Raw genomic sequence first — 25402 nt, 5'->3', positions numbered from 1 at the left:
GCGTTCATCCTAGGTTCGGGGCGTCGCCCGCCGAGAGCGGGATGCGGGTGCCGTTCACGGCCGCGGGGTCGGCCGACCAGAGCCGCACGACCTCGTCGCCGAGTCGCGCCTCGAGGCCGGCGAGTGCGCGCACGACGAACACGACCGCGGCGGCGGTGTCGGGCGCGTCCGCGCCGAACCCCTGGGCGACGGCGCGGACCCAGGCGTCCGAGGCGGCCTTCGCGGCGGCGTAGTTCGCGGCGCCGGCGGTGGGCGAGTCGACGGTGGTGGAGGAGACGAAGGCCAGGCGTCCGGCGGGGGAGGCGACGAGGTCGGCGAAGAACTCCCGCGTCGTGTTCCGGAGCGTCCGGAAGGCCCGGTCGAAGAAGTCCCAGTCGTCGTCCGACTGGCCGGCGATGCTGCCACCGCCACGCCAGCCACCGACCAGGTGGACGAGTCCGTCGATCGGCCCGAGGTCCGCGTGGATCCGTGACGCCAGCGTGGCGACGTCCGCACGCGACGAGAGGTCGCACGTGTGGGTGGTGACGCCCGGGACGGCGGTGCTGAGCGCCTCCAGGCCCGCCGCCCTCGTGCCGACCGCGACCACCGTCGCACCGGCGGTGACCAGCGACCGCGCGACGGCCTCGCCGCTGGTGCTGGTCGCGCCCGCGACCAGCACCACGCGACCGGCGAGCGACCGATCGCTCACGCGGCGACCTCCGTCGTCCCGGTGATCCCGGCCGTCGACGCGATGACCGGCGCCATCTTCTTGTTGAGCGCCTCGTAGAACATCGACAGCGGGAACTCGTCGTCCATGACCGCGTCGGTGTAGCCCTTCGGCGGTCCGGCGAGCGTCTCGGTGGGGAGTCCGCGCGCCCAGGCCGAGGCCGGGTGCGGCGTGAGCGTCCGGGTGAGCATCTCGTACGCGGCGAGCCAGTGGGCCGCCTTCGGCCGGTCGATCGAGCGCCGGTACAGCTCGTTGATCTCGTCGCTGAGGGCGATGATGACGTCCGGGACGGCCTCCCAGTCGATGGTGAGCTGCGTGTCCGTCCAGTGCAGGACGTCGTGCTGGTGCATCCACGCGAAGAGCAGCTGGCCGCCGAGGCCGTCGTAGTTGCGGACACGGCTGCCGGTGATCGCGAAGCGGAAGATGCGGTCGAACACGACGGCGTACTGCACGAGGCGAGCGTGGTCACGGATGGCCCGCTGCGCGTCCTGGAGGCTCGCATCCGGCAGCGCCGAGAGGGTGCGTTCCAGACGCACGGACTCGCGGAACGCGGTGAGGTCGCAGCGCAGCTCCTCGAGCGAGTAGAGGAAGAACGGCATCCGCTGCTTGATCATGAACGGGTCGAACGGCAGGTCCCCGCGCATGTGCGACCGGTCGTGGATGATGTCCCACATCACGAAGACCTGCTCGGTGAGCTCCTGGTCGTCGAGCATCGCGCGTGCGTCGTCAGGGAGGTCGAGCTTGGTGATCTCGGCGGCTGCGCGGACGACCCGGCGGTAGCGGGCGGCCTCGCGGTCCTGGAAGATCGCGCCCCACGTGAACGTCGGCAGCTCGCGCATCGCGACGGTCTCGGGGAAGAGCACGGCCGAGTTCGTGTCGTACCCGGGGGTGAAGTCGACGAACCGCAGCGCGACGAAGAGCGCGTTGCCGTAGTCCCCGGCCTCGAGCTCGGCGATGAACTCGGGCCAGATGACCTCGACCAGGACGGCTTCGACGAACCGCGAGGAGCTGCCGTTCTGCGTCACCATCGGGAACACGACGAGGTGGCCGAGCCCGTCGACGCGGTGCTGCTGCGGCTGGAACGCGTTCAGGGAGTCGAGGAAGTCGGGGACGCCGAACCCCTCGTCGCGCCACCGGGTGAAGTCGTGCTGCACGGCCTCGAGGAAGGCCGCGTCGTGCGGGAAGTGCGGTGCCAGCTCGGCGATGGCCGGGACGATCGTCGCGACGTGCTCGGTCGCGGCAGCGTGGTCGGCAGGCTCGGGCACCGAGCCGTCCTGCACCTGGACGGTCTGCAGCGCGGTGACGGCGTCCTGCAGCCGGAGCCAGGCCGGGTGGGCGGCGACCTCGCGCACGGACAGGCGGTCCTCGACGACCTCGGGTTCTCCGACGATGGCGTCCTTCGAGAACTCCTGGACGAACTGCGACATGTCGTACCTCCCGTCGTTGGGCTGGCTGCGGGTGCGCTGGTGCATCGAGCCTAGGGAAGATCGGGGGGCGCAAAGTTGCCCATCTGCGGCGGAAACGTGCGCGTCCGGCGGCCCCGCGCTCCGAACTGATCGCACCGCGCAAGGTTCCTCCGTTGCAGGGCTGGACTGCGCTCGACATCGCTCCACCGGTACGGTCGCAGTGAGCTTCAGGGAGGACCGTGGACGAACGGATCAGCGACGGGTCGAGCGTCGCCGTCGAGGTCGTCCACCCCGGCGACCCTCTGGCTGATGGGATCGTGCGGACGTACCTCGCCGAGGTCGCGTCGCGCTGGTACGGACGCCCGGCGACCGAGGACGAGGTCGACCAGGCGCTGCGCGACGAGCCGTACGACGGGCTGCACGGCGCGTCCGGGGTGTTCCTCGTGGCCGTCGAGCGGGGACGACCGATCGCGTGCGCCGGAGCACGGTTCGGTGCCGGTGTCGGTCTCGGCGTCGCCGAACTCACGAAGGTCTTCACCCTGCCCGAGGCGCGTGGGCGGGGCACGGCGGCCCGACTCGTGCGCGAGCTCGAGGCGGCGTGCCGTCACCGCGGGATCGGCGTGCTCCGGCTGGACACCCGTGCCGAACTCGCCGAGGCCTGTGCGCTCTACGAGCGGCTCGGGTTCGAGCGCGTGCCCGCCTTCACCGACGACCCCTACTCGGACCGGTGGTACGCGAAGCGGCTCTGAACCTCAGCGACCGTGGGTCGGGAGGCGCGGGTCGGCGCCGCACCGCGCCTCCTGGTCGAGCGGTGGTCGCGTCCACGACTGCCGGGCCGACGACCGGACCCGGCTGGGTCAGCGCCGCCGCCCCGCGCGGCGCATCGGGACGTGGCCCCACCAGCCGAGGCCGTCGGCGTCCACGTCGAGGTGGTCGAGCCACCGGCCGAGCGGCTCACCGATGTTGAAATCGGCGACTTCCCAGCCGAACTCCTCGGGTGTGGCTTCCTCGCCGGTCGTGTAGGCGTCCAGCCAGTCGATCGTCGTCGAGCGCTCGCGGACGATGCCGACGCGCGGGCCGCCCCACGGAGCGTCGTAGACCACGCGGAAGCCGTCCTCGGTCGCCCAGGCATCGTGGACGACCACGGACTCCGCTTCGGTCGGGCCGCCGTCGCGGAGCTTCCGCAGGCAGGCGAGGAGTGCCCGCGGACCCCACTCGTCCGACGCCGCCGCTTCGAGTTCGGCGATCAGTTCGGCATGTCGCTCGCTCAGCACCCGGACACACCGCCGGGTCCCGTCGTCTCGGCCACGCTGCGCGTCAGGCGCTCGGACCGCTCGTCCGGTTCAACCGGTCGGCCGCACGCCCGAGGAGCCAGTTCACGGCCCACCCGACCACGCCGATGACCGGCACCGCGACGATCACGACGGTCCAGACGATCTTCACGAGGTCGCTCCGACGTCGGTCCCGCCACACCTGCACCAGCGCCAGCACGTCCAGCGCCAGCACGACCAGCAGGACCAGCACGTGTGCGCCGCCCAGGTTCTCGAGCACGTCGTTCTCCCCTCGTCCGCCGCGGCGCAGGGATGCGCTGCGCGGCGGTCCAACGATAGGAGGGCGCGGCGGGTGGTTCGTCAGTCCAGCGGTTGACATCGGTGATCGATGGTCCCGGCGCCGCCCCACGACACCCGCATCCGAGGGGTAGACGTCACGTGTTGCTCAAAATACGATCGTCTACTGAGTGCAGATCACCTGCGCGCCGATCGAAGGAGCCCCATGTACCGGACACGTACCGCCCTCGCCAGCACCGCCGTCGCTGGCCTCGCCGTCGCGGCCATGATCAGCGTCGCGACCCCTGCCGCCGCCGACAGCCAGACCACGGCGGTCGCCGCGGTCGAAGCCGGAGCACTGTCGATCTCGGCGCCCACCGCGCTCACCCTCGGGTCGGCGGCACCGGGGACGACGGGTTCCGCGACCCTCGAGGGCGTCGTCGTGACCGACGATCGCGCCGGGACCGACGGGTGGGTCGCATCCGTGACGGTGACCGACTTCTCGTCGGCCAGCGTGGACCGCCAGCTGCCGGCGTCCGCGCTGACCTACGCTCCCGGACAGGCCGTCGTGACGGGGACGGCCACCCTGACGCCGTCGACGGTCACCGGCAGCACGACGGCCGCGGCGGTGCAGACCGCGGCTGCCGTCTCGGGGAACAACACCGCGACCTGGGACGCGACGGTCGGTCTCGCCGTGCCCGCGGACGCCCTGGCCGCCGATGACTACACGGCGACGATCACACACTCGGTGGCGTGACTCGACGAGCTGCGCACAGCCTCCTCCTCGTCGTCGCGGCGAGCATCGTGTGGTCCGTCCTCGTGACCCCGGCCGGGGTCGCCGCAGCGGAGACGGGATCGAGCCCGGAACCGGGGATCGGCGTGCAACTGCTCCCCGGGGCCGAGGCCACGGACCGGTCACCCACCAGTCGGTACATCCGGGACGCGCTGCGGCCCGGGCAGACGGTCGAGCGGATGATCCGTGTGACCAACGCTTCGGACACCGAGCGGGCGGTGTCGATGACCACGACCGCGGCCGGGATCGCGGACGGAGCGTTCCGGATCGACACCGCACCGCGGAGCGAGCTCACCGACTGGATCGGGCTTGACCCGGCGTCCGTCGACGTTCCGGCGAGGTCGTCCGCCCTGGTCCGGGTCCGCATCGCCGTCCCTCCGGACGCGACCGGCGGAGAGCGGTACGCGGTCGTCTGGGCAGCCACCGCCTCCGAGCGGCCGGACGGGACCGGCCTCCGGATGGTCAGCCGGGTCGGGGTGCGGGCGTACGTGGCCGTCAGCGGGCCGGCCGCCCTCCGCACGGCGTTCCGGGCGTCGGAGCCGCGCGTCGGACCGAGTGGGGACGAGCGGACCGTGCTCGCGGACGTCCGCAACACCGGCGAGCGCGCGGTCGACCTCACCGGCACGCTCGTGCTCGCGGACGGACCGGCAGGGGCCGTGCTCCCGTCGATCACCGGGGACCGGCCGCGGACCCTCGCGCCGGGTCAGCGGGCCGCGCTGACCTTCACAGTCCCGGCCGCGGTGGCGCCCGGCACCTGGCTCGCACGGATCGCCGTCACCGACGGCGTCACCACCGAACGGACCGCGGCGAGCATCGCCCTGCCGAGCGCCTCGCCGAGTGCCGCCACGCGCGTGGACCCGACGTCCGGCTCCCATCCGTCCGTGGGGCTCGTCCCCGTCCTGCTCGTCCTGCTCGTCCTCGCCTCGGCGACGGTGACGGCCCTCGCGCTCCGGCGCCGCCGCTCGACGACCGCTCCGACTCCACCGGAAGGAACCCCGCATGTCCCTCACTGACCAGATCCCGAGCCTCGACGCCCCGGTGCAGCTCCACCTCGAGACGTTCCTCACGCTCCGCGAGGGCGAACCCATCCGCGTGCTCTGCGACTGCGGGTTCGGGCGCGACCACCGCACGGAACGGGGTGTGCCCGTGGAGTGATCGACGGGCGGGTGGCCCGGCGCCCACCTAGGATCGTCGGGTGAACCAGCGCCAGGAACAGCGAGCTCGGACCCGGCAGCGGATCATCGAGGCCGCGGCGCAGGAGTTCGCCCGGAACGGCTACGCAGGGACGTCCTTCTCGTCGATCGCGGCGTCGATGGGGAAGCCCAAGTCCTCGATCGGGTACGAGGCGTTCCCCTCGAAGCAGGCCCTCGCGAACGCGGTGGTCGAACAGCACCTCGATCGGCTCGAGGCCCTGCTCGGCCGGGTCGAGCGCACGATGCGCCCCGGTCTCGACGCACTGCTCATCGCGATGCGCGCAGGCCTGCACCTGGACCGTACGAGTCCGATCGCGAGCGGAGCCCTGCGGCTCATGATCGAACAGAGCGGCGAGCAGCGGCCGAGCCGGGTCGAGCACGCCCTGGACTTCGTGCGGCGGAACGTGCGGGCCGCGATCGAGGACGGCGACGTCCCGGCGACGGTCGACGCGGGCGTGCTGGCACGTCGGCTGCTGACCGGCGCGCTCGGCGCGCACGCGGCGAACCTCTTCCGACTTTCCGGCACGCCGGTCGACCAGAGCGTGCAGACGAGTTGGGAGATCGTGCTCCGGGACGCGGGGGCCTCACCCGAGCGCATCCGGACACTCGCGGCGTACCCGCTCGACGCGATCCTCGCCTGAGCGGTCGCGCCGCAGCGGGCCACCGGACGGCTGGGCGGCGCGTCGACGCCGGGGTCGCTAGAACAAGTTGCCCCCGCTGGCGACCTGGATCGCGACGAGGGCTCCGGCGAAGACCACGAGCACGCCGACCAGTGTCGCGAGTGCGACGGGCCACCCCGTCCGGCGTCGGGCACGGCGCGCGATCGAACCGACGACCCCCGCGACGAGGACGACGAGCGTGAGGACGAGGTGCCAGTTGCGTACGGCCGCGCCGGGGTCGTCAGCGCTGCTGCACCCCGGCGACGGTTGCGCGCACCCGGCGAACGCGAGCTGGCCGATGAGGACGCCGAACCACGCCGCCGGGCTCACCAGGACGGCCGCGCCGAGGAGCAGGACGGTGGCGACGAGGTCGACCGAGCCGGGGTCGCGCGGTGGCGGCGCCTGCTCGGCTCGCGGTGGGTGCAGCACCAGGTCGTCGCCGGGATCGTCCCACCAGTCCTCGCGTGCCCCCATGCACCCAGCGTAGGTGGGGGCGGTGGACGCGAGTGGACGGCGGACGGGAGGCGCGGGTCGGGCCCGCACCGCGCCTCCCGTCAGAAGCGGGTCGAGCCGCGCAACCGGCGCGGCCGGCCGTCGGGGTCCACGGCGAGGCGCGCGGCGGGACGCGCCCACAGACGCTGCAGCGCCGAGACCGGTTCCGGCTCGTGCTGACGGATGCGCCCAGGGGGTCGCGGGCCGGGCTGCCCGTCCTCGTGCCAGTGGTCGAGCGCACGTGCCGTGGAGCGCCAGAGGGCGAGCAGATCCGCGCCGGACCCGGTGAACCGCTCGTCGTCGGGTGTCGTCGCGAGGTGCTCCGCCCAGAGCTCGTGGCGGAGGTCACGGGCGAGGGACCGGTCGTCGTCCGAGGTGTCCACGACGGCGCACGTGAGTTCGCTGTCGGACGTCCACGAGCGGCGGTTGAAGTTGTCCGAGCCGATCGTGAACCACTCGTCGTCGACGATGCAGACCTTGGCGTGGATGTAGATCGGGCGGCCGTCCTCGTGCTCGAGGTCGAAGGCGCCGACACGGTCGGGTGCGGTGCGGCGGAGCGTCCGGAGCGCCTCGATCTGGCCGAACCGGCTCGGGGGACCGCCCAGCGGCCCGTCCGAGTTCGGGTACCGCGGCACGAGGACGACGACACGGAGCTCCCGGTTGCGTTCGAGGGCCTCGGCGATGCCGGTCGCGACCTCGCGGGACCAGAGGTACTGGTCCTCGATGTAGAGCAGCGATCGTGCTCGGGCGAAGGCCTTGCCGTACGCGCGGGCGATGCTGCGCTCACCCAGGGGCGCGAACGGGAACGGCGGGCGCTTCACCCCGTACGTGCGGAGGAGCTGCACGGCGTGGTGCCCGGCCGGTGGTGGTGGCGCCGTGCGTTCGGGCAGCGGCTCGGGGCGGCGCGGCATGTGGACGAGGCGTTGCAGCAGCATCCGGTACGGCAGGCTGCGGTCGAGGGGGAGCGGGTCGTCCCAGCGCTCGGCGAACACGGCGAGCACGTCCGCGACGACCGGCCCGCGGAGCTCCATCGACGCGTCGTGCCAGGCCGGGCGTTCCCCGTAGCGGGCGTCGATCGAGACGGGCTGCGGATCGCCCTCGTGCGCGGCGTCGTCGCGACGGCTGTGGCAGAGGTCGATCCCGCCGACGAACGCGACGTCGCGGGAGGGGTCGTCGCGGTGCTGGATGACGAAGAACTTCTGGTGGTGCGAGCCGAACACCCGGACGCGCTGGTCGAGCAGCACCTGGCCGCCGGCGTCGTTGATCTTCCGGCCCAGCAGCTCGTTCGACCGGGCGCTGATCGACGCCGAGACGCGCTCGCCGTGGGACCGCCAGATGAGCCCGCGCACCTCGATGCCCGCTCGTGCGCGGTCGGCCAGCAGGTCCCCGATCGTCGGGCCGTCCGGCAGCAACCGTTCGTCGGCGTCGCCGCGCCAGTCGGTGAACCACACGCGGTCGCCGGGGCGGAGGGCGGTCAGTTCCGCGTGGATGCGGTCGAAGTAGGCGGCGCCGTGCACGAGCGGTCGGACGTGGTTGCCCTCCGACCACGGTGCCGCGTCGGCGCCGGTGTCCCCCTCGGCGTCGGGCCGGTTCCGGTCCGTGTCGTCGTCGGGGCGTCCCGCGTGCACGCCGGTGGCGAGGTTGCCTCGCTCGTCGCGGGAGAGGAACCAATCAGCTGGACCGGTACGCACAGTCGAACAGTACGGGACGGCGCCGTTCAGGGGCGCGAGCCCGGCAGGGAGATCTCGTGGTGGTCGTCCCACGGCTCGGCCCAGCCGAGGCGGTCGAACAGGGCGTCGAGGAGCATCGCGGTGAAGCCCCAGACGACGTGCTGCTCGGGGCCGGAGTCGATCGTGAACGCCGGGCCGCGCCACTCCTGGCCGCCGCGGCGGATCACCGTCACGCCGCGGTGGGCGGGGTCGAGCAGGTCGGCCACCGGCGCCCGGAACACCGCGGCGGACTCGGCCTCGTCGACGACCCGGACGGGCGAGGAGTCGCGCCACCACCCGAGCACCGGCGTGACGAGGTGCCGCGAGAACGCGAGCGGCACCGGGGCGATCGTGCCGAGGACGTCCACGCCCGCGGTGTCGATGCCGGTCTCCTCGCGGGCTTCCCGGAGTGCCGCTGCGGTCGCGTCCGTGTCACCGGGGTCGACCCGGCCGCCGGGGAACGCGATCTCGCCGGGGTGGGCGCGGAGCGTGGTGGCCCGTGCGAGGAGCAGGACGTCGAGGTCCCGCGAGACGTCGGTGCCGGCGGCCGGGCGGTCGCTCGGGACGTCGTCGAGTTCGCCGAACAGGATGAGGACGGCCGCGTTGCGGGAGGCACTGGCCACCGGCATGCCCGTGACGAGCGGGGCGGCACCGGGACCGACGAGCGCGGAGAGCTGCTGACGCGCCGGGTTCACGTCGTCAGCCTAGGTGCTGCGCTCCGAGGCGGAACATCCGGAAGGTGCGCCCCCGGGGGATCTCCGAGGCACGGCACGTACGTTCCGAGTCAGCACCACCGGGACCACGGCGGTCCCGAACCGACACTGCACGGGAGCAGACCATGAGCGACACCGACGGAACCGCACCGAAGAACGACCCCGAGGGCACCCCGAAGCCGGACGGCCTCGGCGAGGACGGCACGATCCCCAACGAGCCCGACGGCCTCGCCGCCGGACACGTGGGCGACGACTCGCACTTCAACCCCGAGGAGGACGACGGCACGGAGTGAGGACACTCGTCACCGCCACGATCGGGGTCGGGCTGGCCCTGGCGCTCGCCGGGTGCTCGTCGCCCGGGTCCGCCTGCGCCGACTACGGGCAGGGCAACACGGTGAACGTCGTCGTGCCCGAGCACCTCGCGGACGCCGTCGAGTCGGTCGCGGTGTGCATCGGGACCGACTGCACGCCCGAGCAGGAGTCGGCGACGTCCGAGGTCGAGGGCGCGACCTGGACGGTCCCGATCGAGCAGACGCAGGACGAACGCGGCCGTGTGGCGCTCTTCGGCGCCGACGGTGCGCGGCTCGACGAGCGCGGGGTCGAACTGGCCTGGACGGACTACGGCTTCGGCGCACCGCTGCAGTGCCGGGGGAGCGGTGTCGCCGAGGTCAGACTCGACTGACGGCACGAGGTGCGGGCCGCACCGGACGGCGAGCTCGGAGGCTAGAGCACCCGCTCCAACAACCGCAGCGTCCCCGCGATGTCCACGTCGCGGTCGAGCAACCACTGCACCTGCAACCCGTCGAACGCCGCGATGATGAGCGACGCGACCTGGTCGAGGTCGGCGTCGCTGTGCCGACCGGTGGCGACGAGCTCGTCGCGCAGCTGCTGCGCCAGATCAGCGCGCGCCGTGGCGAACCGCGCCGCGAAGTACGACCGCGCGGTCTCGTTCCCCGCCTCCACCGAGGCGCCGAGCAGCGTCGTGTAGAGCGTCACCAGGGCCGGCTCGCTGACGTTCCGGTGGGCGACGAACTCGAGCCGGGGGAACACGCCGCCGGTGTCGCCCAACGCCCGGTTCGACGCGTCGTCACGCTCCCGCAACACCTCGACGAGCAGGGCCTCGCGCGACGAGAAGTAGTGCCGGAGTGCGGCGTGCGAGATGCCGATCGCCTCGCCGATGGCCCGGAGCGAGGTCCCGTCGATGCCGCGGGAGGCGACGACCTCGAGCGTCTGGTCGAGGATCTCCTGCCGGCGCTGCACGCCCTTGGCGTACGGCCCGCGGCTGCCGGTTCCATCGTTGGAGGTCACTCGGACCAACCTACCGGCAGCCGTGAGTCGCCGAAGTGCCCCCGCAAAGTACCGAAACAAAAACTTCCGGTCGGAGGTTTTGGGTGCTACTGTCCCGATCACCTAGTAGCACTAGGGATTCAGCGGGCCCCGAAGCCCCCTATGACTCGAGGAGGAGTCATGTCGACACCGACGTCGAAGGAAGAACCCACACGCGGCATCGCCGGAACCGCAACCCCCGCGGTCACCGCAGCCGCCGGCGCCACCGCCACGGACGCCGCAGCGTCCCGAGCGTTCTCGGTCGAGGGCCTCACCCAGTCCGTCAGCACGATGCGGGTCGGCCGCGGCTACCTCTGGGGCCTCAGCTTCGCCCAGTTCGGCCTCTTCGTCGCCCTGCTCACGCCGGTCTTCGTGAGCATGTCGATCAAGGCGACCGAGCTCAACCCGTCGAACCCCGAGACGATCGTCGGTTCGGTCCTGCCGTTCGGCGCGATCGGTGCCCTGCTCGCGAACCCGCTCTTCGGCGCGATCTCGGACCGCACCCGCACCCGCTGGGGTCGTCGTCGGCCGTGGATGGTCGGCGGCGTCATCGTCTTCGTCGGTGCGCTCGCCTGGCTCGCGTTCTCGCCGAACGTCCTGCAGCTCACCCTGGCGTGGGTCCTCGCGCAGGTCACCGCCAACGCGGTCCTCGCCACCCTGACCGCGAGCTTCGCCGACAACGTGCCGGAGTTCCAGCGCGGCAAGGCCTCGAGCGTCATCGCGCTCGCGCAGAACACCGCGATCCTCGCCGGTCTGTACCTGGCCGTCTACCTGGTCGGCAACCTGCCGATGCTCTTCATCGTCCCGGGCATCATCGCGATCATCGCGATCCTCGTCTACTCGTTCGTGGCCCGCGACGAGCTGCCCACGACGCCGATCAAGCCGTTCAGCTGGGTCAACCTCATCTCGTCGTTCTGGACCAACCCGATCAAGCACCGCGACTTCGGGCTCGCCTGGTGGGGGCGCTTCCTCATCACCTTCGGCACGTTCATGTTCACGACCTACCGCCTGCTGTACATGGAGGACCGCATCGGCCTCCCGCAGAAGGAGGCCGTCGGCATCGTCGCGTTCGGTGTGCTCCTCTACACCGTCGCCCTGCTGGTCAGCGCCGCGCTCTCCGGGTGGGTGTCCGACCGCGTCGGCCGCCGCAAGGTCTTCGTGTGGAGCTCCACGGCCCTCACCGCCGTCGGCCTGGTGATCCTGGCGCACGTGGACACGGTCGGCGGGTTCTACTTCGCCGAGATCGTGATGGGCTTCGCCTTCGGCATCTACTCCGCCATCGACACCGCCCTCATCGTCGACGTGCTGCCCGACCCGGAGCGCCCCGGCAAGGATCTCGGCGTGATCAACATCGCGAACGCGCTGCCGCAGTCGCTCGCCCCGGCCGTCGGCCTCTTCCTCCTCGGCGTCGGGGGCGGTCAGAACTACACGCTCATGCTCTGGGGCGCGGGTGTCGCGGTGATCCTCGGCGCACTCGTGATCTTCCCCATCAAGTCGGTGCGGTAGACGGCGCACCAGCGCACGGTCCTGGAGGCGCGACCCGACTCACGAAGGCGAGTCGCGCCTCCAGGCGGTCACCGCACACACCGCAAGCCTCCCTGAAAGGACCAGCCATGGCACCCGCCATCTCCCTGCAGCTCTACACGGTGAACGCCGCGCTGGAGCCCGACCTCGACGGCGGCGTCCGCCGCCTCGCCGACATCGGCTTCGACACCGTCGAGGCGTTCGCGTTCGTCGACCGAGCAGCGCAGCTCAAGGAAGTGTTCGACGCCCACGGCATCACCGCGAAGACCGGCCACGCCTTCCTCGTCGAGGAGACCATCCCGCTGCCCGACGGCACCGTGATGACCGCTCCGTCGCACGCCGACACCTTCGCCGCGGCGAAGGAGCTCGGCCTCGAGATCGTCATCGACCCGTTCGTCGGCCCCGACCACTGGACCACCCGCGAGGGCGTCGAGCGGGTCGCGGCCCGACTCAACGCCGCCGCTGCCGAGGCGGCCGAGCACGGCCTCCGTGTCGGCTACCACAACCACGACCACGAGCTCCGACCGCAGATCGACGGCCAGCCCGCACTGCAGGTGCTCGCCTCGCTGCTCGACCCGGGCGTGGTGCTCGAGCTCGACCTGTACTGGGCCTCCGCCGCGGGCATCGACCTCGTGCCGTTCATCGAGGAGCTCGGTGACCGCATCGTCGCCGTGCACGTCAAGGACGGCCCGATGCGCGACGACATCTCCACCGCGACGATCCCCACCGACCAGACCCCGGCCGGCCAGGGCGACGTCCGGCTCGCCGAGGCGCTGCGTGCCGCGACGGCTCTCGAGTACGCCGTGATCGAGTTCGACGGCTTCGCGGGGGACGTCTTCGACGGGGTCGCCCAGTCGTACGAGTGGCTCGCCGCGCAGCTCGCGCCGAGCGGATCGGCGGTGTCCGCATGACCCGCACGGGCAAGGTCGGCATCGGCTTCATCGGCGCCGGCATGATCAGCGAGCAGTACCTGGCGAACCTCACGACCTTCCCCGACGTCGAGGTCGTCCGGATCGGCGACATCGACACCGAGCGGGCGGCGGCGTCGGCGGCGAAGTGGGGCGTCGCGGCCTCCGGCGACGGTGCGTCGGTCCTCGCCGACCCCGACGTCGAGATCGTCATCAACCTGACGCTGCCGGCCACGCACGTGGCGGTGTCCACGGACGCCCTCCGCGCGGGCAAGCACGTGTGGAGCGAGAAGCCGATCGGGGTCGACCGCGAGTCCGCTGCGGGCCTGGTCGCCCTCGCCGACGAGCTCGGGCTCGGGCTCGGCATCGCGCCCGACACCGTGCTCGGCCCGGGGTGGCAGACCGCCAAGCGGGCGATCGAGGCCGGTGCGATCGGCACGCCGCTGACCGCGGTCACGAGCATGCAGTGGCAGGGGCCGGACGTCTTCCACCCGAACGCGTCGTTCCTCTACGCCAAGGGCGCCGGCCCGCTGTTCGACATCGGCCCGTACTACTTCACGGCGCTCGTGCACCTGCTCGGGCCGATCGACTCCGTCGTCGCGACCGGGTCGCGGTCCCGCGAGACCCGGGAGCTCGTCGTCGGGCCGAACGCGGGCCAGTCGTTCCCCGTCGAGGTGCCCACCCACGTGTCCGTCCTGTCGTCGTTCGAGCAGGGCGGCAACGCGCAGTCGCTGCTGTCGTTCGACACCTCGCTGTTCCGGCACGGCGTCTTCGAGGTCAACGGCACCGAGGGCACGATCGTCCTGCCCGACCCGAACACCTTCGGCGGCGGGCACCCGATCCGGATCGCCCGACCGATCCCCGTCGGCGCCTCGTGGCCGTTCGAACAGGAGTGGGAGACGCTCCTCGACGAGGAGCCGACGGTCGGCCGGGGCCTCGGTGTGCTCGACATGGCGCGGGCCATCCGCGGCGGCGGTTCGCACATCGCGACCGGTGCCGTCGGGTACCACGTGCTCGACGCGATGGTCTCGGTGGAGGAGTCCATCGAGCGGCGGTCGTTCGTCGAGGTCGAGTCCACCGTCGGGGCGATCGCGTCCCTGCCGGAGGACTTCGACCCGTTCGCTGCCACGCTGGAGACGGCGCCGGCCGCGGTCTGACGACCGGGGCACCAGACGGGAGGCCCTGCTCACGTCCGCCTCGTGCGGAACGTGCGCAGGGCCTCCCGTCGTGTCCGTGGTCACCAGGGAACGACGCCCGCGTCCTCGAAGAAGCCACCGCGCGGGCCGTCGTCCGGCAGCGTCGCGAGCCGCACCGCGGTCGCCGCGCCCTGCGCGGCCGTGCGGTCGCCGCTGAAGCCGTTGAAGTCCGTCGCGACGAGCCCCGGGCATGCAGCGTTGACGATGACCGGGGTGTCCGCGAACGCCCTCGCGTACTGGGTCGTGATCCCGTTGAGGAACGTCTTCGACGGGGCGTACGCGGCCATCACCGGACCCGGCTGGCGGCCGAGGGACCCCATGCTGCTCGACGCGTTCACGATGCGCGGCGCGGGGGAGCGGCGCAGCAGCGGCAGCATCGCGTTCGTCACGCGGACGACGCCGTAGACGTTGACGTCGACGACCTGCCGGACGACGTCGAGGTCGAGCGTCGTCGGGTCCTGCGTCCACGTCACCGGGTCGAACGGTCCCGAGATCCCGGCGTTGTTCACGAGGACGTCGAGTCGGCCGAAGCGCTCCTCGACCTCTGCCGCGGCGGCTGCCACGCTCTCGTCGCTCGTCACGTCGATCCGGACCCCGTGGGCATCGACCCCGCTCGCCCGCAGTCGTTCCACCGCTTCCTCGCGACCGGTGTCGCTCCGAGCGCCGACGAGCACGCGCATCCCCGTCGCACCCAGCTGCTCGGCGATCGCGTACCCGATGCCCTTGTTCGCGCCGGTCACCAGCGCGGTCGTCTTGTCGTCCATGTGCTCGATCGTCCGTCCGGGGTGGTTCCCGCGTCCAACACCGATCGGGTGGGTGGTGATACTCGCCGGGTATCGGTCGGCGTAGGCTGCCGGTCGTGGACGATGTCGAGACGCGCGAGCTCCGGTACTTCGTCGCCGTCGCCGAGGAACTGCACTTCGGCCGCGCGGCGCTCCAGCTCGGGATGGCGCAGCCGCCGTTGTCGCGGGCGATCCGGCAGCTCGAGGAGCGGATCGGCGTCCGGCTCTTCGACCGTGACCGTCGTGGCGTGACCCTGACCGACGCGGGGTCGGCGCTCCTCCGCGAAGCCCCGGCCGCCCTCGACGCCGTGCGCGCGGCCGTCCGGCGGACCCGACGCGCGGGGGCACCGGAGCAGCGGCTCGTCCTCGCGACGAAGGCCGGGTCGTCGCACGAGTTCCTGCAGGCCCTGCTCGACGCCGCCCCCGAGGACGTCCCCGTCGACGTGGTGCTCTGCGAGATCGGTGAGCAGGCGGGACTCCTCCTCGACGGCACGGCGGACGTGGCGGTCATGCACCGGCCGTTCGACGACTTCGCCGGGATCGAGTCGGTCGACCTGTACTCCGAGCCGCAGGTCGCGATCGTCCCCGCGTCCCACCCGCTCGCCGACCGCCGGTCCCTCACGATGGCCGAGGTGTCGTCGGTCCCCGACCTGCCGATGGCGCGGTGGCCCCTCGCCGACTGGACCTACCCGCCGGGACCGGGGCCGGAGGTGCACTCGCAGTCGCAGCTGGCGCAGCTCGTCGCGCTCGGTCGGACGCTGCTCGTGATCCCGCGCTCGAGCCGGGCCTGGCAGTGGCCCGAGCACGTCGCGGTGCCGGTGCTCGACGCGCCCCTCGCGACGACGGTGCTCGGGTGGCCGGTCGGGCGGGAGACGCCGGCGGTCGCGCGGCTCGTGGCGACCGGGCTGCGGATCGGGGAGGCCGCGGGCGCGGTCAGCGCCTGACGGGGCCGGTCAGCGTCTGACGGGGCCGGTCAGCGGCGGGTGGTGTGCTGCCGCAGCGCGACCACCACGCGGTCGAGGAAGTCGTCGACCTCGTCCTGCCGGTAGCCCTCGCGGAACTTGGTCGGCTGGAAGCGCGCGAGGGTGACGTCCTCGGGCGTCAGCGGATCGACCGGACGTCCGGCCTCGTACCCGGCCAGGGTCGCCCGGACCCGGTCGAGGAAGTCGTCGACCTCGCGCTGGTCGTACCCTTCGCGCCACTTCGTCGGTGCGAACTTCGCGTTCGCCACATCGCTCGCGAGCATGCTCTCCCCCTCGTGCCGGACCCCTCGTGCCGGTGTGTTCGACGATCCTCGCACAGGTCACCCGGCGGGTGTGCCCGTCCAGACCCGGTCGATCGGCACCTCGTGGCCGAGCACCGCGACCGCCGCACGGTGCCCCGAGTACAGCGCGCCGGCCACCGTCGCCGGGTCGTCGGTCCACGTCGCCTCGCCCGCCAGGTGCACGCGCCCCGCGATCGGCACCGCGAGGTCGTCGTGGTCGCTCGTCGTCGACCCCGGCAGCATGTGCGCGTACGAGCCCCGGGCGAACGGGTCGTCCTGCCACGCCGTCGCCAGCACCGACGTCGGCGTCCCCACGGCGTCGCCGTACAGTCGCCGGAGCTGCTCGAGCACCGAGTCCGCGACCCGCTCCTCGTTCCAGCCCCGGATCGCCCGCGCTGCCGGACCGGCCGCGAAGGTGAGCAGCGTCGGCACCCCGTCGAGCCGCGTCAGGTCGTACCAGGAGTGCCACCACCGTCCGGCCGGACCGAGCTGCCGGACCGCGTAGACGTCGGCGTCCCAGAACCGCTCCGGGAACCGCAGGACGACCTTCTCGAAGGCGTTCATCCGCAGCCGTCCGAGTGCCTGCCGGTGCCGTGCGGGCAGCGGTGGCTCGATCACGAGGTCGCCGGCCTGCAGCACCCCGACGGGCACCGTGACGACGACGGCCTCGGCGTGGAACGGGCCGCGGCTGCTCGTGACCACCACCCCGCCGTCCCCGTGGTCGATGCGCTCGACGGCGTGCCCGAGCCGGACGTCGAGCCCCGCGGCGAGGTGTGCGGGCAGGGCGTCGTAGCCGTCCGGGAACACCACCTCGTCGCCCGCGATCGTGTCGTCGTCGAGCCCGTGCGCGGCGAGCTCGTCGCTCGCGACCCCGTACTGCTCCTCGCTCCGGTGCTCGAGGTGCTCGCTGACCCGTTCCGCCCGCTCGGCGTCCCAGCGCTGCGCCGCGACGGCCCGGGCGACCACGTCGCGGTAGCTGTCGAGCGGCGCCGATCGCTCGATCTCGTCGGCCAGGGTGCGGTCGACCGTGCGCACGTCGTCGGCGAACCGGGCGGCTGCACCGGCCTCGAGCCGACGACCGTCGGGCCCGTGGTACGCGATCGGCCGGCTGTCGACCTGGTACCCGCCGACGGTGAACTCGACCGTGCGGATGCCGAACGCGGCGACGGCGTCGGCCACGGCGTTGTCCTCGACGCCGTGGATCCACGAGGCGCCGAGGTCCGTCACGTGCCCGTCGGTCCGGTCGGTGTGGACCCGACCGCCGATCCGGTCCCGGGCCTCGAGCACGACGACCCGGCGCCCGGCCCCGGCGAGCACCCGTGCGGCTGCGAGCCCCGCCACGCCCGCACCGATCACGACGACGTCGGTGTCCTCCATGCTGGTGCTCCTCTCGGGACTGGATCAAGATTGACACAGCCAGGTGCGGAAATCGTTGCTGAGGTCTAGTTTCAGTGCTCGTATCCACAGAGTCGTGGAGCGACGGCGACGGTTTCCGTCGCTCGCCATCGAGAGAGCGTGGTGGTCATGCGAGACGAACGGGTCGTGACGGTGTCGACCGAGACCGTCGGCACGGAGAAGGGACTGCGACCGGGGGCCATCGGCCTGGTCGGCAGCGTCGTCATGGGCATCTCGTCCACCGCGCCCGCCTACAGCCTGGCCGCGAGCCTCGGGTTGGTCGTGGCGAGTGGGGGCGCGCTGTTGGCCGGGGTGAAGGCCCCGGCGATCATGCTGCTCGCGTTCATCCCGATGTGGATGATCGCCGTGGCCTACCAGGAGCTCAACCGCGAGGACCCCGACTGCGGCACGACGTTCACCTGGGCGACCCGGGCGTTCGGTTCCGTGACGGGGTGGCTCGGCGGGTGGGGGATCATCGCCGCGGACGTCATCGTGATGGCGAACCTCGCCCAGATCGCCGGCTCGTACGGGTACTCCTTCGTCGGCGTCCTCACGAACGATCCGGCGATCAGCGCCCTCGGGAACAGCACGCTCTGGTCGACCGTCGCCGGGGTGGCCTGGATCGCCGTGATGACCTTCATCTGCTACGTCGGCGTCGAGGTTTCGGCCCGGCTGCAGTACGTCCTGCTCGGCATCGAGGTGCTCGTGCTCGTGATGTTCGCTGCCGTCGCGCTCGTGCGGGTCGGCACCGGCAACGGCGTCGAGGGCTCGATCACACCGTCGCTGTCGTGGCTGTGGCCGAGCGGCATGGACTTCGGCTCGGTCATCGCCCCCGCCATGCTCACGGCGATCTTCATCTACTGGGGCTGGGACACCGCCGTCTCGCTCAACGAGGAGACGAAGGACCCCGAGAAGACCCCCGGTCGCGCAGCCGTCATCAGCACGGTCCTGCTCCTCGTCATCTACGCCCTCGTGTCGATCGCGGCGATCGCCTTCGCCGGCGTCGGGACGAAGGGCATCGGCCTCGGGGCGCAGGGCAACGCGGACGACGTGTTCTCGGCGATCGGCCCGGCGCTCTTCGGCAACTCGTTCCTCGGGCACGCGGCGATGGCCCTGCTGTCGTTCTCGATCCTCACCTCGGCGTCCGCCTCGACGCAGACGACGATCATGCCGACCGCCCGGACCTCGCTCTCGATGGCGGTCTACAAGGCCCTGCCGTCGCACTTCGCCCGGATCCACCGGCGCTTCCTCACGCCGACCTGGTCGACCATCGGGATGGGCATCGCGTCGATCGGCTTCTACGTGCTGTTCACCGTGATCTCGACGAACCTCCTCACCGCCCTGATCGGTTCCGTCGGCCTGATGATCGCGTTCTACTACGGGCTGACCGGCTTCGCGTGCGTCTGGGTCTACCGACGGACGCTCTTCAGCACCGTGCGGAACCTCGTGATGCGGGGGCTCGTCCCGTTGCTCGGCGGCCTGACGCTCGCGGTGACCTTCGTCTACGGACTCGTGCAGTTCGCCCAACCCGACTGGCTGCAGGGCGACGACGGCAAGGACGTCACGATCCTCGGCATCGGAGCGGTCGCCGTGGTGGGTGTCGGCGCGATCCTCATCGGTGTCGTGCTGATGGTCGTCTGGTGGGTGCGGTCCCCGGACTTCTTCCGGGGACGGACGCTCACGAGCACGAGCAACATCCTCGTCCTCGACGGCCCGGGTGGCGTCCCGGAGCCGACCGTCATCGCGCCCGACTTCTCGAACCTGCCGACGGGCAGCATCGCGGTCGACGAGGAGACCGGCAAGCGGTTCCGGCGGACGCGGTCGCGTCGCCGCGACGACGACTGATCTCCCGCACCGGCGGCGGACGGGAGGCGCGGGGCGGGCCCGCACCGTGCCTCCCGTCCGTCAGTCGGTGCGGTCAGTGCCGGTGGGACCGCCGCCGGCCGAGGATCGCGTCGATCACCCGCGAGAACCGCGGACGCCGCGCCACCGGCTTCGTCTCGATGGACCGGGTCGGAGCGCGGAGCGCGAGATCGTGCAGCATGTTCCGCTTCGAGCCGTCCCAGTTCGCGAACAGGTACGCGCCGCCGAGGAACGACAGGCTCCGCACCGGCGTGCGCTTCCACGAGTCGGCCGCGACGTAGTACCCGGCGTGACCGGCGTGGATGTGCTTGATCACGGTGTCGACGTCGATGACGCTGGTGGTCGTCACGACGGCGGTGATGCCCGTTCGGTCACGGGCGACGTACTCGATGAGGTGTTCAGACACGAGGGCTCTTGGTCGGGTCGGGGCCCGTCGAGGTCGGGGAACGCGACACGACGAGGCATGGCCGGAATCGTCGTTGCTTCCGAAACCAAGAATACGCCGAGAACTCTGTGCAGGGCGAGGAGGAACCTGTCCGGATGCGCACCGTGAACACCACCGGGGGGATCCTGTTCGCCGCCGTCCTGGCCGTTGCCCTGACCGGGTGCAGCGGCGGGACGACCGCCGGCCCCACCGCCACCGCCACCCGCACCGTGACCGCCACGCCGACAGCGGTCGCCGAGAGCCCGACCCCGACGTCGACTCCGACCCCCACGCCGACCTGCGGCCCGTCGAGCGGTGCCGAGGCCGCCGCCCAGCCGATCGCCGACCTCCCCCTGCCGGCCGGGCTCGAGGACGCGAAGTGGGACGCCGCACGGGCCGACACGTCCGGGTACGAGGCGTGCGCCCCGCTGTCCTGGGTCACGGTGAGCCTGGACCTCGCGACCGGCAGCTCGCCCGTCGCGATCCTGCTCTTCCACGACGGCCGGTACCTCGGCACGGCCACGAAGGAGCAGTACGGCTTCGTCCCGGACATCAGCCGGACCGACCCGTCGACGATCGCGGTCGCCTACCGCTACGCGAAGCCGGACGAGTCGACTGCGGACGCGAGCGGTCGGGCGAACGCGACGTTCCGGTGGGACGACGCTGCCGGGCGCGTGGTCATGACGGGGCAGGTGCCGCCGGCCGGCTGAGCCGCGACGCCGCGACGCCGCGACGCCGCACGCCGGCTGCCGTCCGCCGTGGGCCTGTCATGCTGGACGCCATGCCGTTCCTCCGCACCGCCTGGCCGGGTGTCGCGCTCGCCCTCGTGATCGGGCTCGCCGCCACCGTCGTCGGCCGCGAGGTCCCGGTCGTCGGCGGCCCGGTCCCCGCGGTGGTGCTCGGCGCCCTGGTCGGGTGGCTCGTCCGCCGACGACGACACCACGAGGGCACCGGTGCGGGCTCGGGCGGCGATCTCGGTCTGCTGCAGCCCGGCGTGAAGTTCGCCTCGAGCCGGGTCCTGCAGTTCGCCGTCGTCCTGCTCGGCGCCCAGCTCTCGATCGCCGAGGTGCTCCGCATCGGCGGCGAGACGCTGCCCGTGATGCTGACGACCCTCGTCGTGTGCCTCGTCGCAGCGTGGGGGATCGGTCGGCTGCTCCGGGTCTCGAGTGCCCTCCGCACGCTCATCGGCGTCGGGACGGGGATCTGCGGCGCCTCGGCGATCGCGGCCGTCACGCCCGTGATCGGCGCGGTCAGCGCCGACGTCGCCTACGCGATGTCGACGATCTTCCTGTGCAACATCGCCGCCGTCTTCGTCTTCCCCCTGGTCGGCCACGCGCTGGGGCTCTCGCAGCACGCGTTCGGCGTCTTCGCCGGCACCGCGGTGAACGACACCTCGTCGGTGGTCGCCACCGCGACCGTCTACGGTCGCCAGGCGACCGACACGGCGGTGGTCGTGAAGCTGGTCCGGACGCTCATGATCATCCCGATCGTCGTGGGGCTGGCCGGCCTGGAGGCACGGCGCACCTCCCGCGAGCAGGTCGCGTCCGGCGTGGACACGGGCCGCGCCGGGGGCGTCCGCGTGTTCCGGTTGGTCCCGTGGTTCCTGATCGGGTTCCTCGTGGTCGTGCTCCTCCGCACCGTCGGGGTCCTGCCGGCCGCAGCGGCCCCGGGGTTCTCCACCGCCGCGACGTTCCTCATCACGGTGGCGCTCGCCGCGATCGGGGTCTCGACGGACTTCGGCGCACTCCGGCGGGCGGGGTTCCGACCGATGCTGCTCGGGATCGCGCTGTGGGTGCTCGTGGCGGGGACGAGCCTCGGCGCGCAGGCGGTGTTCGGGCTCCTCTGACGGCGTCGGGGCTCACACGATGCGCGAGTCGATCACCGCCCGGTCGCCCCGGTACCGCGAGAACCCGTACTCCACCGGGGTCCCGTCGGCCAGGCACATCAGCCGCTCGATGTGGAAGATCGCCTGACCCGGATCGATGTCGAGCAGGTCCGCGCTCCACTGGTCGGCGTTCACCGTGCTGAGCAGCAGTCGACGAGCGACCGGCCGCTGCCCGACCCGTCGCACGAGCACGTCCGGCACGTACTCGGTGAGCGGCTCCGACACGAGGTCCGGGAACCGCTCCTGCGGCACCCAGCTCGTCCGCACCCGGCTCGGCTCCCCGTCGAACGAGATGAGGCTCTCGACGAAGTACGCGGCGCTGCCGTCCATCTCGAGGTTCCGCCGGACGGTCTCGGGCGCGGGCACGAGCTGGACGCACAGGTGCACGATGCTCAGCCGCGGGGAGTCGAACACGCTGCCGCCGGCGTTCTCGCCGTAGATCGTGACCTCCTCGGTGGTCCGGGCCAGGCTCACCGAGGCCACCGGACGCACGCCGAACGTGCCCGACCGCGGTGCCCGGGTGAGCAGGCGCTGTTCCTTGAGGAGCGTCAGCGCCGCGCGCAGGACGTTCCGCGTCGTGCCGTACAGGTCGAGGAGCTCCCACTCGTACGGCAGCGGTCCGGTGAACCGACCGGCGACGATGTCCGCGCGGATGAGGTCGGACACCTGCCGGGCGGCGTCCGAGCGTCGGTTGAAGCCGATCCAGTGCCCGGGCGTGACGTCGCCGATGGCCATGTCCGTCCACGGCGGGACCGGACGACGTCCCGCGGTGCCGTCCAGTCGGTCGTCCGGTGCGACGTCGGTCACGAGACCACCCCCACGGTCGTGGTGTCGCCGGTCCACCCGGCCCACCGGAGGAACTCCCGGGCGAGGCGCACCGGGTAGTCGGGTGCCTGGATGTCGATGGACACGAACACCCGGCGGTAGAAGGTCGGACCGCCGAGCAGGTCGACGGCGATCCCGAGGTCGACGTCGGGCCGCAGGTCGCCGGCGTCCATCGCCCGCTGGAGCATCGCGTTCACCCGGACCCGTCGGTCGAGGTGCCACGCGGCGACCGCCTCGGCCACCCGGGGCTCGTGCGAGGCGAGCTCCACGATGAGCGGCAGCGCCCGGCCGACCGGGGTCGCGACGAGCGCGTGCACCCAGCCGCGGGTGAGCCCGAGGACACCCTCGTCGATCGGGGCGTCGAGGATCGTCGGGATCGACTCCTCCATCAGGCGGATGACGGTCTCGGTGAGGAGCACGTCGCGGCTGGACCAGCGGCGGTAGATCGTCGCCGCCCCCACCCCGGCGGCGTCGGCGACCGCCCGGATCGTGAAGGCACGGGGGTCGCCCTCGGCGAGGATCGCGATGCACGCCGTGTACACGGCCTCGTCGACCGCGGCGTTGCGGGGCCGTCCGCGGACCGGGGCCTCGGTGCTCACGCGGCGCTCCAGAGCGCGAGCACCCGGTCGATGCCCCACACCTCGCCGATCTTCGCCTGGATGTCGAACAGGTTCGCCTCGTGCACGCTCGGCAGTCGGTCGCCGACGGCCTCGCGCACGACGATCGGCACGAAGCCGTGCTGCATGGCGTCCGTCGCGGTGGCCCGGATGCACCCGCTCGTCGAGAGTCCGGCGATGAAGAGCGTGTCGACCCCTCGTGCGACGAGGTCGGCGGCCAGCGAGGTCCCGAAGAACGCGCTCGGGTACTGCTTCGGCACGAGGGTGTCCCCGTCGACCGGCGCGAGCCCCTCGATGAACGCGCCGGTGGACGTGCCGGGCAGGTACGCCGCGAGGGCCGGCACCTTCCGGAAGAACACCCCCGCGTTGGAGCCGTCGGCCGACAGCGCCATGGTCGTGACGGCGACGTGCACACCGGCCGCCCGGGCAGCGGCCGTGAGCTCGCGCATCCGCTCGACGGGTTCCTCGACGCCGGCGTACAGCCCGCACGCCGGGTCGACGTAGGCGTTCACCGGGTCGACGACGACGAGCGCCGCCCGTCGGCCCGGTTCGAGCGCACCGGTGTAGCCGGCCGAGACGTAGTCGTCGTGGTCGTCGGTCATGCGGTCCTGCTTCCGTCGTGGGGCTGGCTGGTGGGGGCCTGGAGGCGCGGCGCGACCCCGGCACGTCGGCCGGCGGTCGGCCCGTGCGTGCGGTCGGTGCCGGTCGTGGCGGTCACGCGCTCGTCCCCGGCTCGGGCACCGGGCCGGACGTGTCCGGTCGGAGCGGTGCCTGGCGGTCCGGGGGGCCGAACGGACCGAACGCGACGATGAGCGCGCCGACGACCGCGCACCCGGCGAACGTGAGCGCGGCGGTGCGCACGCCGTCGACGAAGGCCTGGACGTCGGTCGCCGGCAAGCCGAGCAGGCTGCCGTCGTACGCCGCGGCCTGCTGCGCGGCGGAGAGCCCGCTCGTGGCGATCGCCAGACCGAGCGCCGTGGAGAACAGGAAGCCCGCGTTCTGCAGCGCCGACCGGATGGCGTTCGCGATGCCCCGGCGGTGCTCCGGGACGCGGGTCATCAGGGCCGAGGTGCTCGGCGTCATGAACACCCCGGTGCCGACCCCGACGGCACCGAGTCCGACGGCCGTCACGGCGTAGGCACCGTCGTCGGCGAGCGACCCCGCGAGGACCGCTGCCCCGACCGCGATGAGCAGCATGCCGATGGTGGAGAGCGTGCGCGCGGGCACCCGGCGGGCGAGGACCCCGGCGCTCGCCGCGGCCACGGTCGTGCCGATCGGGGTGGGGAGCACCCAGAGCGCGGCCTCGACGGCGTCCTTGCCCGAGACGGCCTGGAACGACAGGGACGCCAGGAGCACGAGGGCGTAGCTCGACAGTGCGCAGAGGCCGGCGGCCGAGAAGAGCGTGATGGTCGCCCGGTCGCGGAAGATCGCCGGGTCGACGAGCGGGTGCGGGACCCGGCGCTGGGTCCACACGAACACCGCTCCGAGCAGCACCGCGCCGGAGGCCATCGCGACCACCGGGACGGCGGCCCAGCCCGCGGAACCGCCGACCGACACGGCACCGACCAGCAGCCCGACCGCGGCCACGGAGAGCACCGAGCCCGGGACGTCGAGGCGTTCGCCGGAGCGTGGTCTGGCGGTGCGGGGGATGAGTCGCAGCGACCAGACGAGCCCCGCGAGCGAGATCGGGACCCCGGCGAGGAAGATCCACCGCCAGCCGAACGACTCCGCGACGAGGCCGCCGACGACCGGACCGATGACCTGTCCGACGGCGGCGACGGTGGCGTTCAGCCCGAGGCCGAGCGACAGGATCGACTCCGGGAACACGTCGGTGAGGAGCGCCGTGGTGTTCGTGACGATGGCCGCCGCACCCACGCCCTGCACGAGTCGGGCGGCGAGCAGGACGGCGGCGTCCGGTGCTGCACCGCACGCGAGCGAGGCGAGGAGGAAGACGAGGATGCCGGCGATGTACAGACGGCGACGCCCGACGAGGTCCGCGATCCGGCCGAAGACGAGGATGAGCGTCGTCGTGGTGAGCATGTAGCTGAGCAGGACCCAGCTGGACTGCAGGGCGGAGGCGTCGAGGTCGCGGCTGACGTCGGGGAGCGCGACGAGCAGGGCGCTCGAGGAGATGAAGACGAGGACGACGCTCAGGCTCGACGCGCAGAGCACCTG

29 protein-coding genes and 2 pseudogenes are annotated in these 25402 nt (G+C 72.4%); 14 read left to right on the top strand and 17 right to left on the bottom strand.

All coding sequences use genetic code 11. The features are described 5' to 3' along the window. Window positions 1-4: 4 nt before the first annotated feature. Together WFH25_RS16400 and WFH25_RS16395 are read right to left on the bottom strand one after the other, a co-directional pair. Window positions 5-688, bottom strand: a complete 684-nt coding sequence (locus WFH25_RS16400) for an SDR family oxidoreductase (RefSeq protein ID WP_336698587.1) — start codon at window positions 686-688, stop codon at window positions 5-7. Beyond that, entirely contained in the window at window positions 685-2133 is a 1449-nt protein-coding gene (locus WFH25_RS16395) for a DUF6421 family protein (RefSeq protein ID WP_336698652.1), read from the bottom strand. The genes WFH25_RS16400 and WFH25_RS16395 overlap by 4 nt, the downstream gene beginning before the upstream one ends. 218 nt (window positions 2134-2351) lie before the next feature. Between WFH25_RS16395 and WFH25_RS16390 the strand changes: the two genes are divergently transcribed. Then, window positions 2352-2861, top strand: coding sequence for a GNAT family N-acetyltransferase (locus WFH25_RS16390; RefSeq protein ID WP_336698586.1), 510 nt, complete (start codon window positions 2352-2354; stop codon window positions 2859-2861). 108 nt (window positions 2862-2969) lie between these two features. Here WFH25_RS16390 and WFH25_RS16385 read toward each other — a convergent pair whose 3' ends face one another. Together WFH25_RS16385 and WFH25_RS16380 are read right to left on the bottom strand one after the other, a co-directional pair. After that, window positions 2970-3386, bottom strand: coding sequence for a hypothetical protein (locus WFH25_RS16385; RefSeq protein ID WP_071295708.1), 417 nt, complete (start codon window positions 3384-3386; stop codon window positions 2970-2972). Window positions 3387-3429: 43 nt separating this feature from the next. Beyond that, on the bottom strand, window positions 3430-3663 hold the full coding sequence (locus WFH25_RS16380; RefSeq protein WP_022907408.1) for a PLDc N-terminal domain-containing protein: 234 nt from the start codon (window positions 3661-3663) through the stop codon (window positions 3430-3432). A gap of 222 nt (window positions 3664-3885) precedes the next feature. Here WFH25_RS16380 and WFH25_RS16375 point away from each other — a divergent pair, with 222 nt between their 5' ends. From WFH25_RS16375 to WFH25_RS16360, 4 genes are read left to right on the top strand one after another with little or no spacing between them, the layout of a single operon-like run. Next, complete coding sequence (locus WFH25_RS16375) at window positions 3886-4416, top strand: WxL domain-containing protein (RefSeq protein WP_070417995.1); 531 nt, start codon at window positions 3886-3888, stop codon at window positions 4414-4416. Then, entirely contained in the window at window positions 4413-5465 is a 1053-nt protein-coding gene (locus WFH25_RS16370; RefSeq protein ID WP_336698585.1) for a hypothetical protein, read from the top strand. The genes WFH25_RS16375 and WFH25_RS16370 overlap by 4 nt, the downstream gene beginning before the upstream one ends. Beyond that, window positions 5452-5607: a hypothetical protein gene (locus WFH25_RS16365; protein WP_175473709.1), complete on the top strand. Its 156-nt coding sequence runs from the start codon at window positions 5452-5454 to the stop codon at window positions 5605-5607. The genes WFH25_RS16370 and WFH25_RS16365 overlap by 14 nt, the downstream gene beginning before the upstream one ends. A gap of 40 nt (window positions 5608-5647) precedes the next feature. Continuing rightward, complete coding sequence (locus WFH25_RS16360; protein ID WP_071295711.1) at window positions 5648-6286, top strand: TetR/AcrR family transcriptional regulator; 639 nt, start codon at window positions 5648-5650, stop codon at window positions 6284-6286. A 57-nt stretch (window positions 6287-6343) separates the two neighbouring features. Here the strand turns inward: WFH25_RS16360 and WFH25_RS16355 are convergent, their stop codons facing one another. The 3 genes from WFH25_RS16355 to WFH25_RS16345 all read right to left on the bottom strand — a co-directional run bounded on the left by WFH25_RS16355 (window position 6344) and on the right by WFH25_RS16345 (window position 9134). Beyond that, window positions 6344-6778, bottom strand: coding sequence for a hypothetical protein (locus WFH25_RS16355; protein WP_071295712.1), 435 nt, complete (start codon window positions 6776-6778; stop codon window positions 6344-6346). 80 nt (window positions 6779-6858) lie between these two features. Next, window positions 6859-8487 (bottom strand): phospholipase D-like domain-containing protein, encoded by a 1629-nt coding sequence (locus tag WFH25_RS16350; protein WP_336698584.1) that lies wholly within the window; start codon window positions 8485-8487, stop codon window positions 6859-6861. Window positions 8488-8513: 26 nt separating this feature from the next. Then, window positions 8514-9134 (bottom strand): NUDIX hydrolase, encoded by a 621-nt coding sequence (locus WFH25_RS16345; protein WP_336698651.1) that lies wholly within the window; start codon window positions 9132-9134, stop codon window positions 8514-8516. A 209-nt stretch (window positions 9135-9343) separates the two neighbouring features. On the opposite strand from WFH25_RS16345, the gene WFH25_RS16340 reads away from it, so the two are divergent. Together WFH25_RS16340 and WFH25_RS16335 are read left to right on the top strand one after the other, a co-directional pair. Then, on the top strand, window positions 9344-9511 hold the full coding sequence (locus WFH25_RS16340) for a hypothetical protein (protein WP_175473708.1): 168 nt from the start codon (window positions 9344-9346) through the stop codon (window positions 9509-9511). Further along, complete coding sequence (locus tag WFH25_RS16335; RefSeq protein ID WP_336698583.1) at window positions 9508-9900, top strand: hypothetical protein; 393 nt, start codon at window positions 9508-9510, stop codon at window positions 9898-9900. The genes WFH25_RS16340 and WFH25_RS16335 overlap by 4 nt, the downstream gene beginning before the upstream one ends. 41 nt (window positions 9901-9941) lie before the next feature. Here the strand turns inward: WFH25_RS16335 and WFH25_RS16330 are convergent, their stop codons facing one another. After that, complete coding sequence (locus tag WFH25_RS16330; RefSeq protein WP_254790859.1) at window positions 9942-10526, bottom strand: TetR/AcrR family transcriptional regulator; 585 nt, start codon at window positions 10524-10526, stop codon at window positions 9942-9944. 159 nt (window positions 10527-10685) lie between these two features. Here WFH25_RS16330 and WFH25_RS16325 point away from each other — a divergent pair, with 159 nt between their 5' ends. The 3 genes from WFH25_RS16325 (at window position 10686) to WFH25_RS16315 (ending at window position 14133) form a co-directional block, all read left to right on the top strand. Further along, entirely contained in the window at window positions 10686-12050 is a 1365-nt protein-coding gene (locus WFH25_RS16325; protein ID WP_336698582.1) for an MFS transporter, read from the top strand. 107 nt (window positions 12051-12157) lie between these two features. Beyond that, window positions 12158-12979, top strand: coding sequence for a sugar phosphate isomerase/epimerase family protein (locus tag WFH25_RS16320; protein ID WP_336698581.1), 822 nt, complete (start codon window positions 12158-12160; stop codon window positions 12977-12979). Beyond that, window positions 12976-14133: a Gfo/Idh/MocA family protein gene (locus WFH25_RS16315; protein ID WP_336698580.1), complete on the top strand. Its 1158-nt coding sequence runs from the start codon at window positions 12976-12978 to the stop codon at window positions 14131-14133. The genes WFH25_RS16320 and WFH25_RS16315 overlap by 4 nt, the downstream gene beginning before the upstream one ends. A gap of 80 nt (window positions 14134-14213) precedes the next feature. Here the strand turns inward: WFH25_RS16315 and WFH25_RS16310 are convergent, their stop codons facing one another. Next, the gene (locus tag WFH25_RS16310) at window positions 14214-14936 is read right to left on the bottom strand and encodes an SDR family NAD(P)-dependent oxidoreductase (protein WP_261645941.1); all 723 of its coding nucleotides are present in this window, start codon (window positions 14934-14936) and stop codon (window positions 14214-14216) included. Between the two features lie 95 nt (window positions 14937-15031). On the opposite strand from WFH25_RS16310, the gene WFH25_RS16305 reads away from it, so the two are divergent. After that, window positions 15032-15898, top strand: a complete 867-nt coding sequence (locus tag WFH25_RS16305; RefSeq protein ID WP_336698578.1) for a LysR family transcriptional regulator — start codon at window positions 15032-15034, stop codon at window positions 15896-15898. 47 nt (window positions 15899-15945) lie between these two features. Here the strand turns inward: WFH25_RS16305 and WFH25_RS16300 are convergent. From WFH25_RS16300 to WFH25_RS16290, 3 genes and pseudogenes are all read right to left on the bottom strand, one after another. Beyond that, window positions 15946-16059: pseudogene (locus tag WFH25_RS16300) on the bottom strand (DivIVA domain-containing protein); the annotation flags it as partial. Window positions 16060-16104: 45 nt separating this feature from the next. After that, window positions 16105-16200, bottom strand: a pseudogene (locus tag WFH25_RS16295) (DivIVA domain-containing protein); the annotation flags it as partial. A gap of 57 nt (window positions 16201-16257) precedes the next feature. After that, window positions 16258-17595 (bottom strand): flavin monoamine oxidase family protein, encoded by a 1338-nt coding sequence (locus WFH25_RS16290; protein WP_336698577.1) that lies wholly within the window; start codon window positions 17593-17595, stop codon window positions 16258-16260. A 147-nt stretch (window positions 17596-17742) separates the two neighbouring features. Between WFH25_RS16290 and WFH25_RS16285 the strand changes: the two genes are divergently transcribed. Next, window positions 17743-19458: an APC family permease gene (locus WFH25_RS16285; protein WP_336698576.1), complete on the top strand. Its 1716-nt coding sequence runs from the start codon at window positions 17743-17745 to the stop codon at window positions 19456-19458. A gap of 73 nt (window positions 19459-19531) precedes the next feature. Here the strand turns inward: WFH25_RS16285 and WFH25_RS16280 are convergent, their stop codons facing one another. After that, window positions 19532-19882, bottom strand: a complete 351-nt coding sequence (locus WFH25_RS16280; protein ID WP_070418009.1) for a hypothetical protein — start codon at window positions 19880-19882, stop codon at window positions 19532-19534. 143 nt (window positions 19883-20025) lie between these two features. Between WFH25_RS16280 and WFH25_RS16275 the strand changes: the two genes are divergently transcribed. Together WFH25_RS16275 and WFH25_RS16270 are read left to right on the top strand one after the other, a co-directional pair. Beyond that, window positions 20026-20610 (top strand): LppP/LprE family lipoprotein, encoded by a 585-nt coding sequence (locus tag WFH25_RS16275; protein ID WP_336698573.1) that lies wholly within the window; start codon window positions 20026-20028, stop codon window positions 20608-20610. 71 nt (window positions 20611-20681) lie between these two features. Beyond that, window positions 20682-21746 (top strand): YeiH family protein, encoded by a 1065-nt coding sequence (locus tag WFH25_RS16270; RefSeq protein ID WP_336698572.1) that lies wholly within the window; start codon window positions 20682-20684, stop codon window positions 21744-21746. Between the two features lie 12 nt (window positions 21747-21758). On the opposite strand, the gene WFH25_RS16265 is transcribed toward WFH25_RS16270, so the two are convergent. The 4 genes from WFH25_RS16265 to WFH25_RS16250 all read right to left on the bottom strand — a co-directional run bounded on the left by WFH25_RS16265 (window position 21759) and on the right by WFH25_RS16250 (window position 25399). Then, window positions 21759-22592 carry a GntR family transcriptional regulator gene (locus WFH25_RS16265; RefSeq protein ID WP_336698571.1) on the bottom strand — a complete coding sequence of 278 codons (834 nt, stop codon included), beginning with the start codon at window positions 22590-22592 and terminating at the stop codon, window positions 21759-21761. Beyond that, window positions 22589-23209, bottom strand: a complete 621-nt coding sequence (locus WFH25_RS16260; protein WP_070418012.1) for a TetR/AcrR family transcriptional regulator — start codon at window positions 23207-23209, stop codon at window positions 22589-22591. The genes WFH25_RS16265 and WFH25_RS16260 overlap by 4 nt, the downstream gene beginning before the upstream one ends. Then, entirely contained in the window at window positions 23206-23829 is a 624-nt protein-coding gene (locus WFH25_RS16255; RefSeq protein ID WP_071295724.1) for an isochorismatase family protein, read from the bottom strand. Before WFH25_RS16255 ends, WFH25_RS16260 begins: the two co-directional genes overlap by 4 nt. Before the next feature lie 112 nt (window positions 23830-23941). Next, the gene (locus WFH25_RS16250) at window positions 23942-25399 is read right to left on the bottom strand and encodes an MFS transporter (RefSeq protein ID WP_070418014.1); all 1458 of its coding nucleotides are present in this window, start codon (window positions 25397-25399) and stop codon (window positions 23942-23944) included. Window positions 25400-25402 lie beyond the last annotated feature (3 nt).

Origin of the sequence: Curtobacterium sp. USHLN213 (assembly GCF_037144815.1) — a bacterium.
In the GTDB taxonomy this organism is placed as follows: Bacteria; Actinomycetota; Actinomycetes; order Actinomycetales; family Microbacteriaceae; genus Curtobacterium.
The sequence above is the reverse complement of the archived record's forward strand: the minus strand, read 5'-3'. Positions and strand labels throughout refer to the sequence as shown.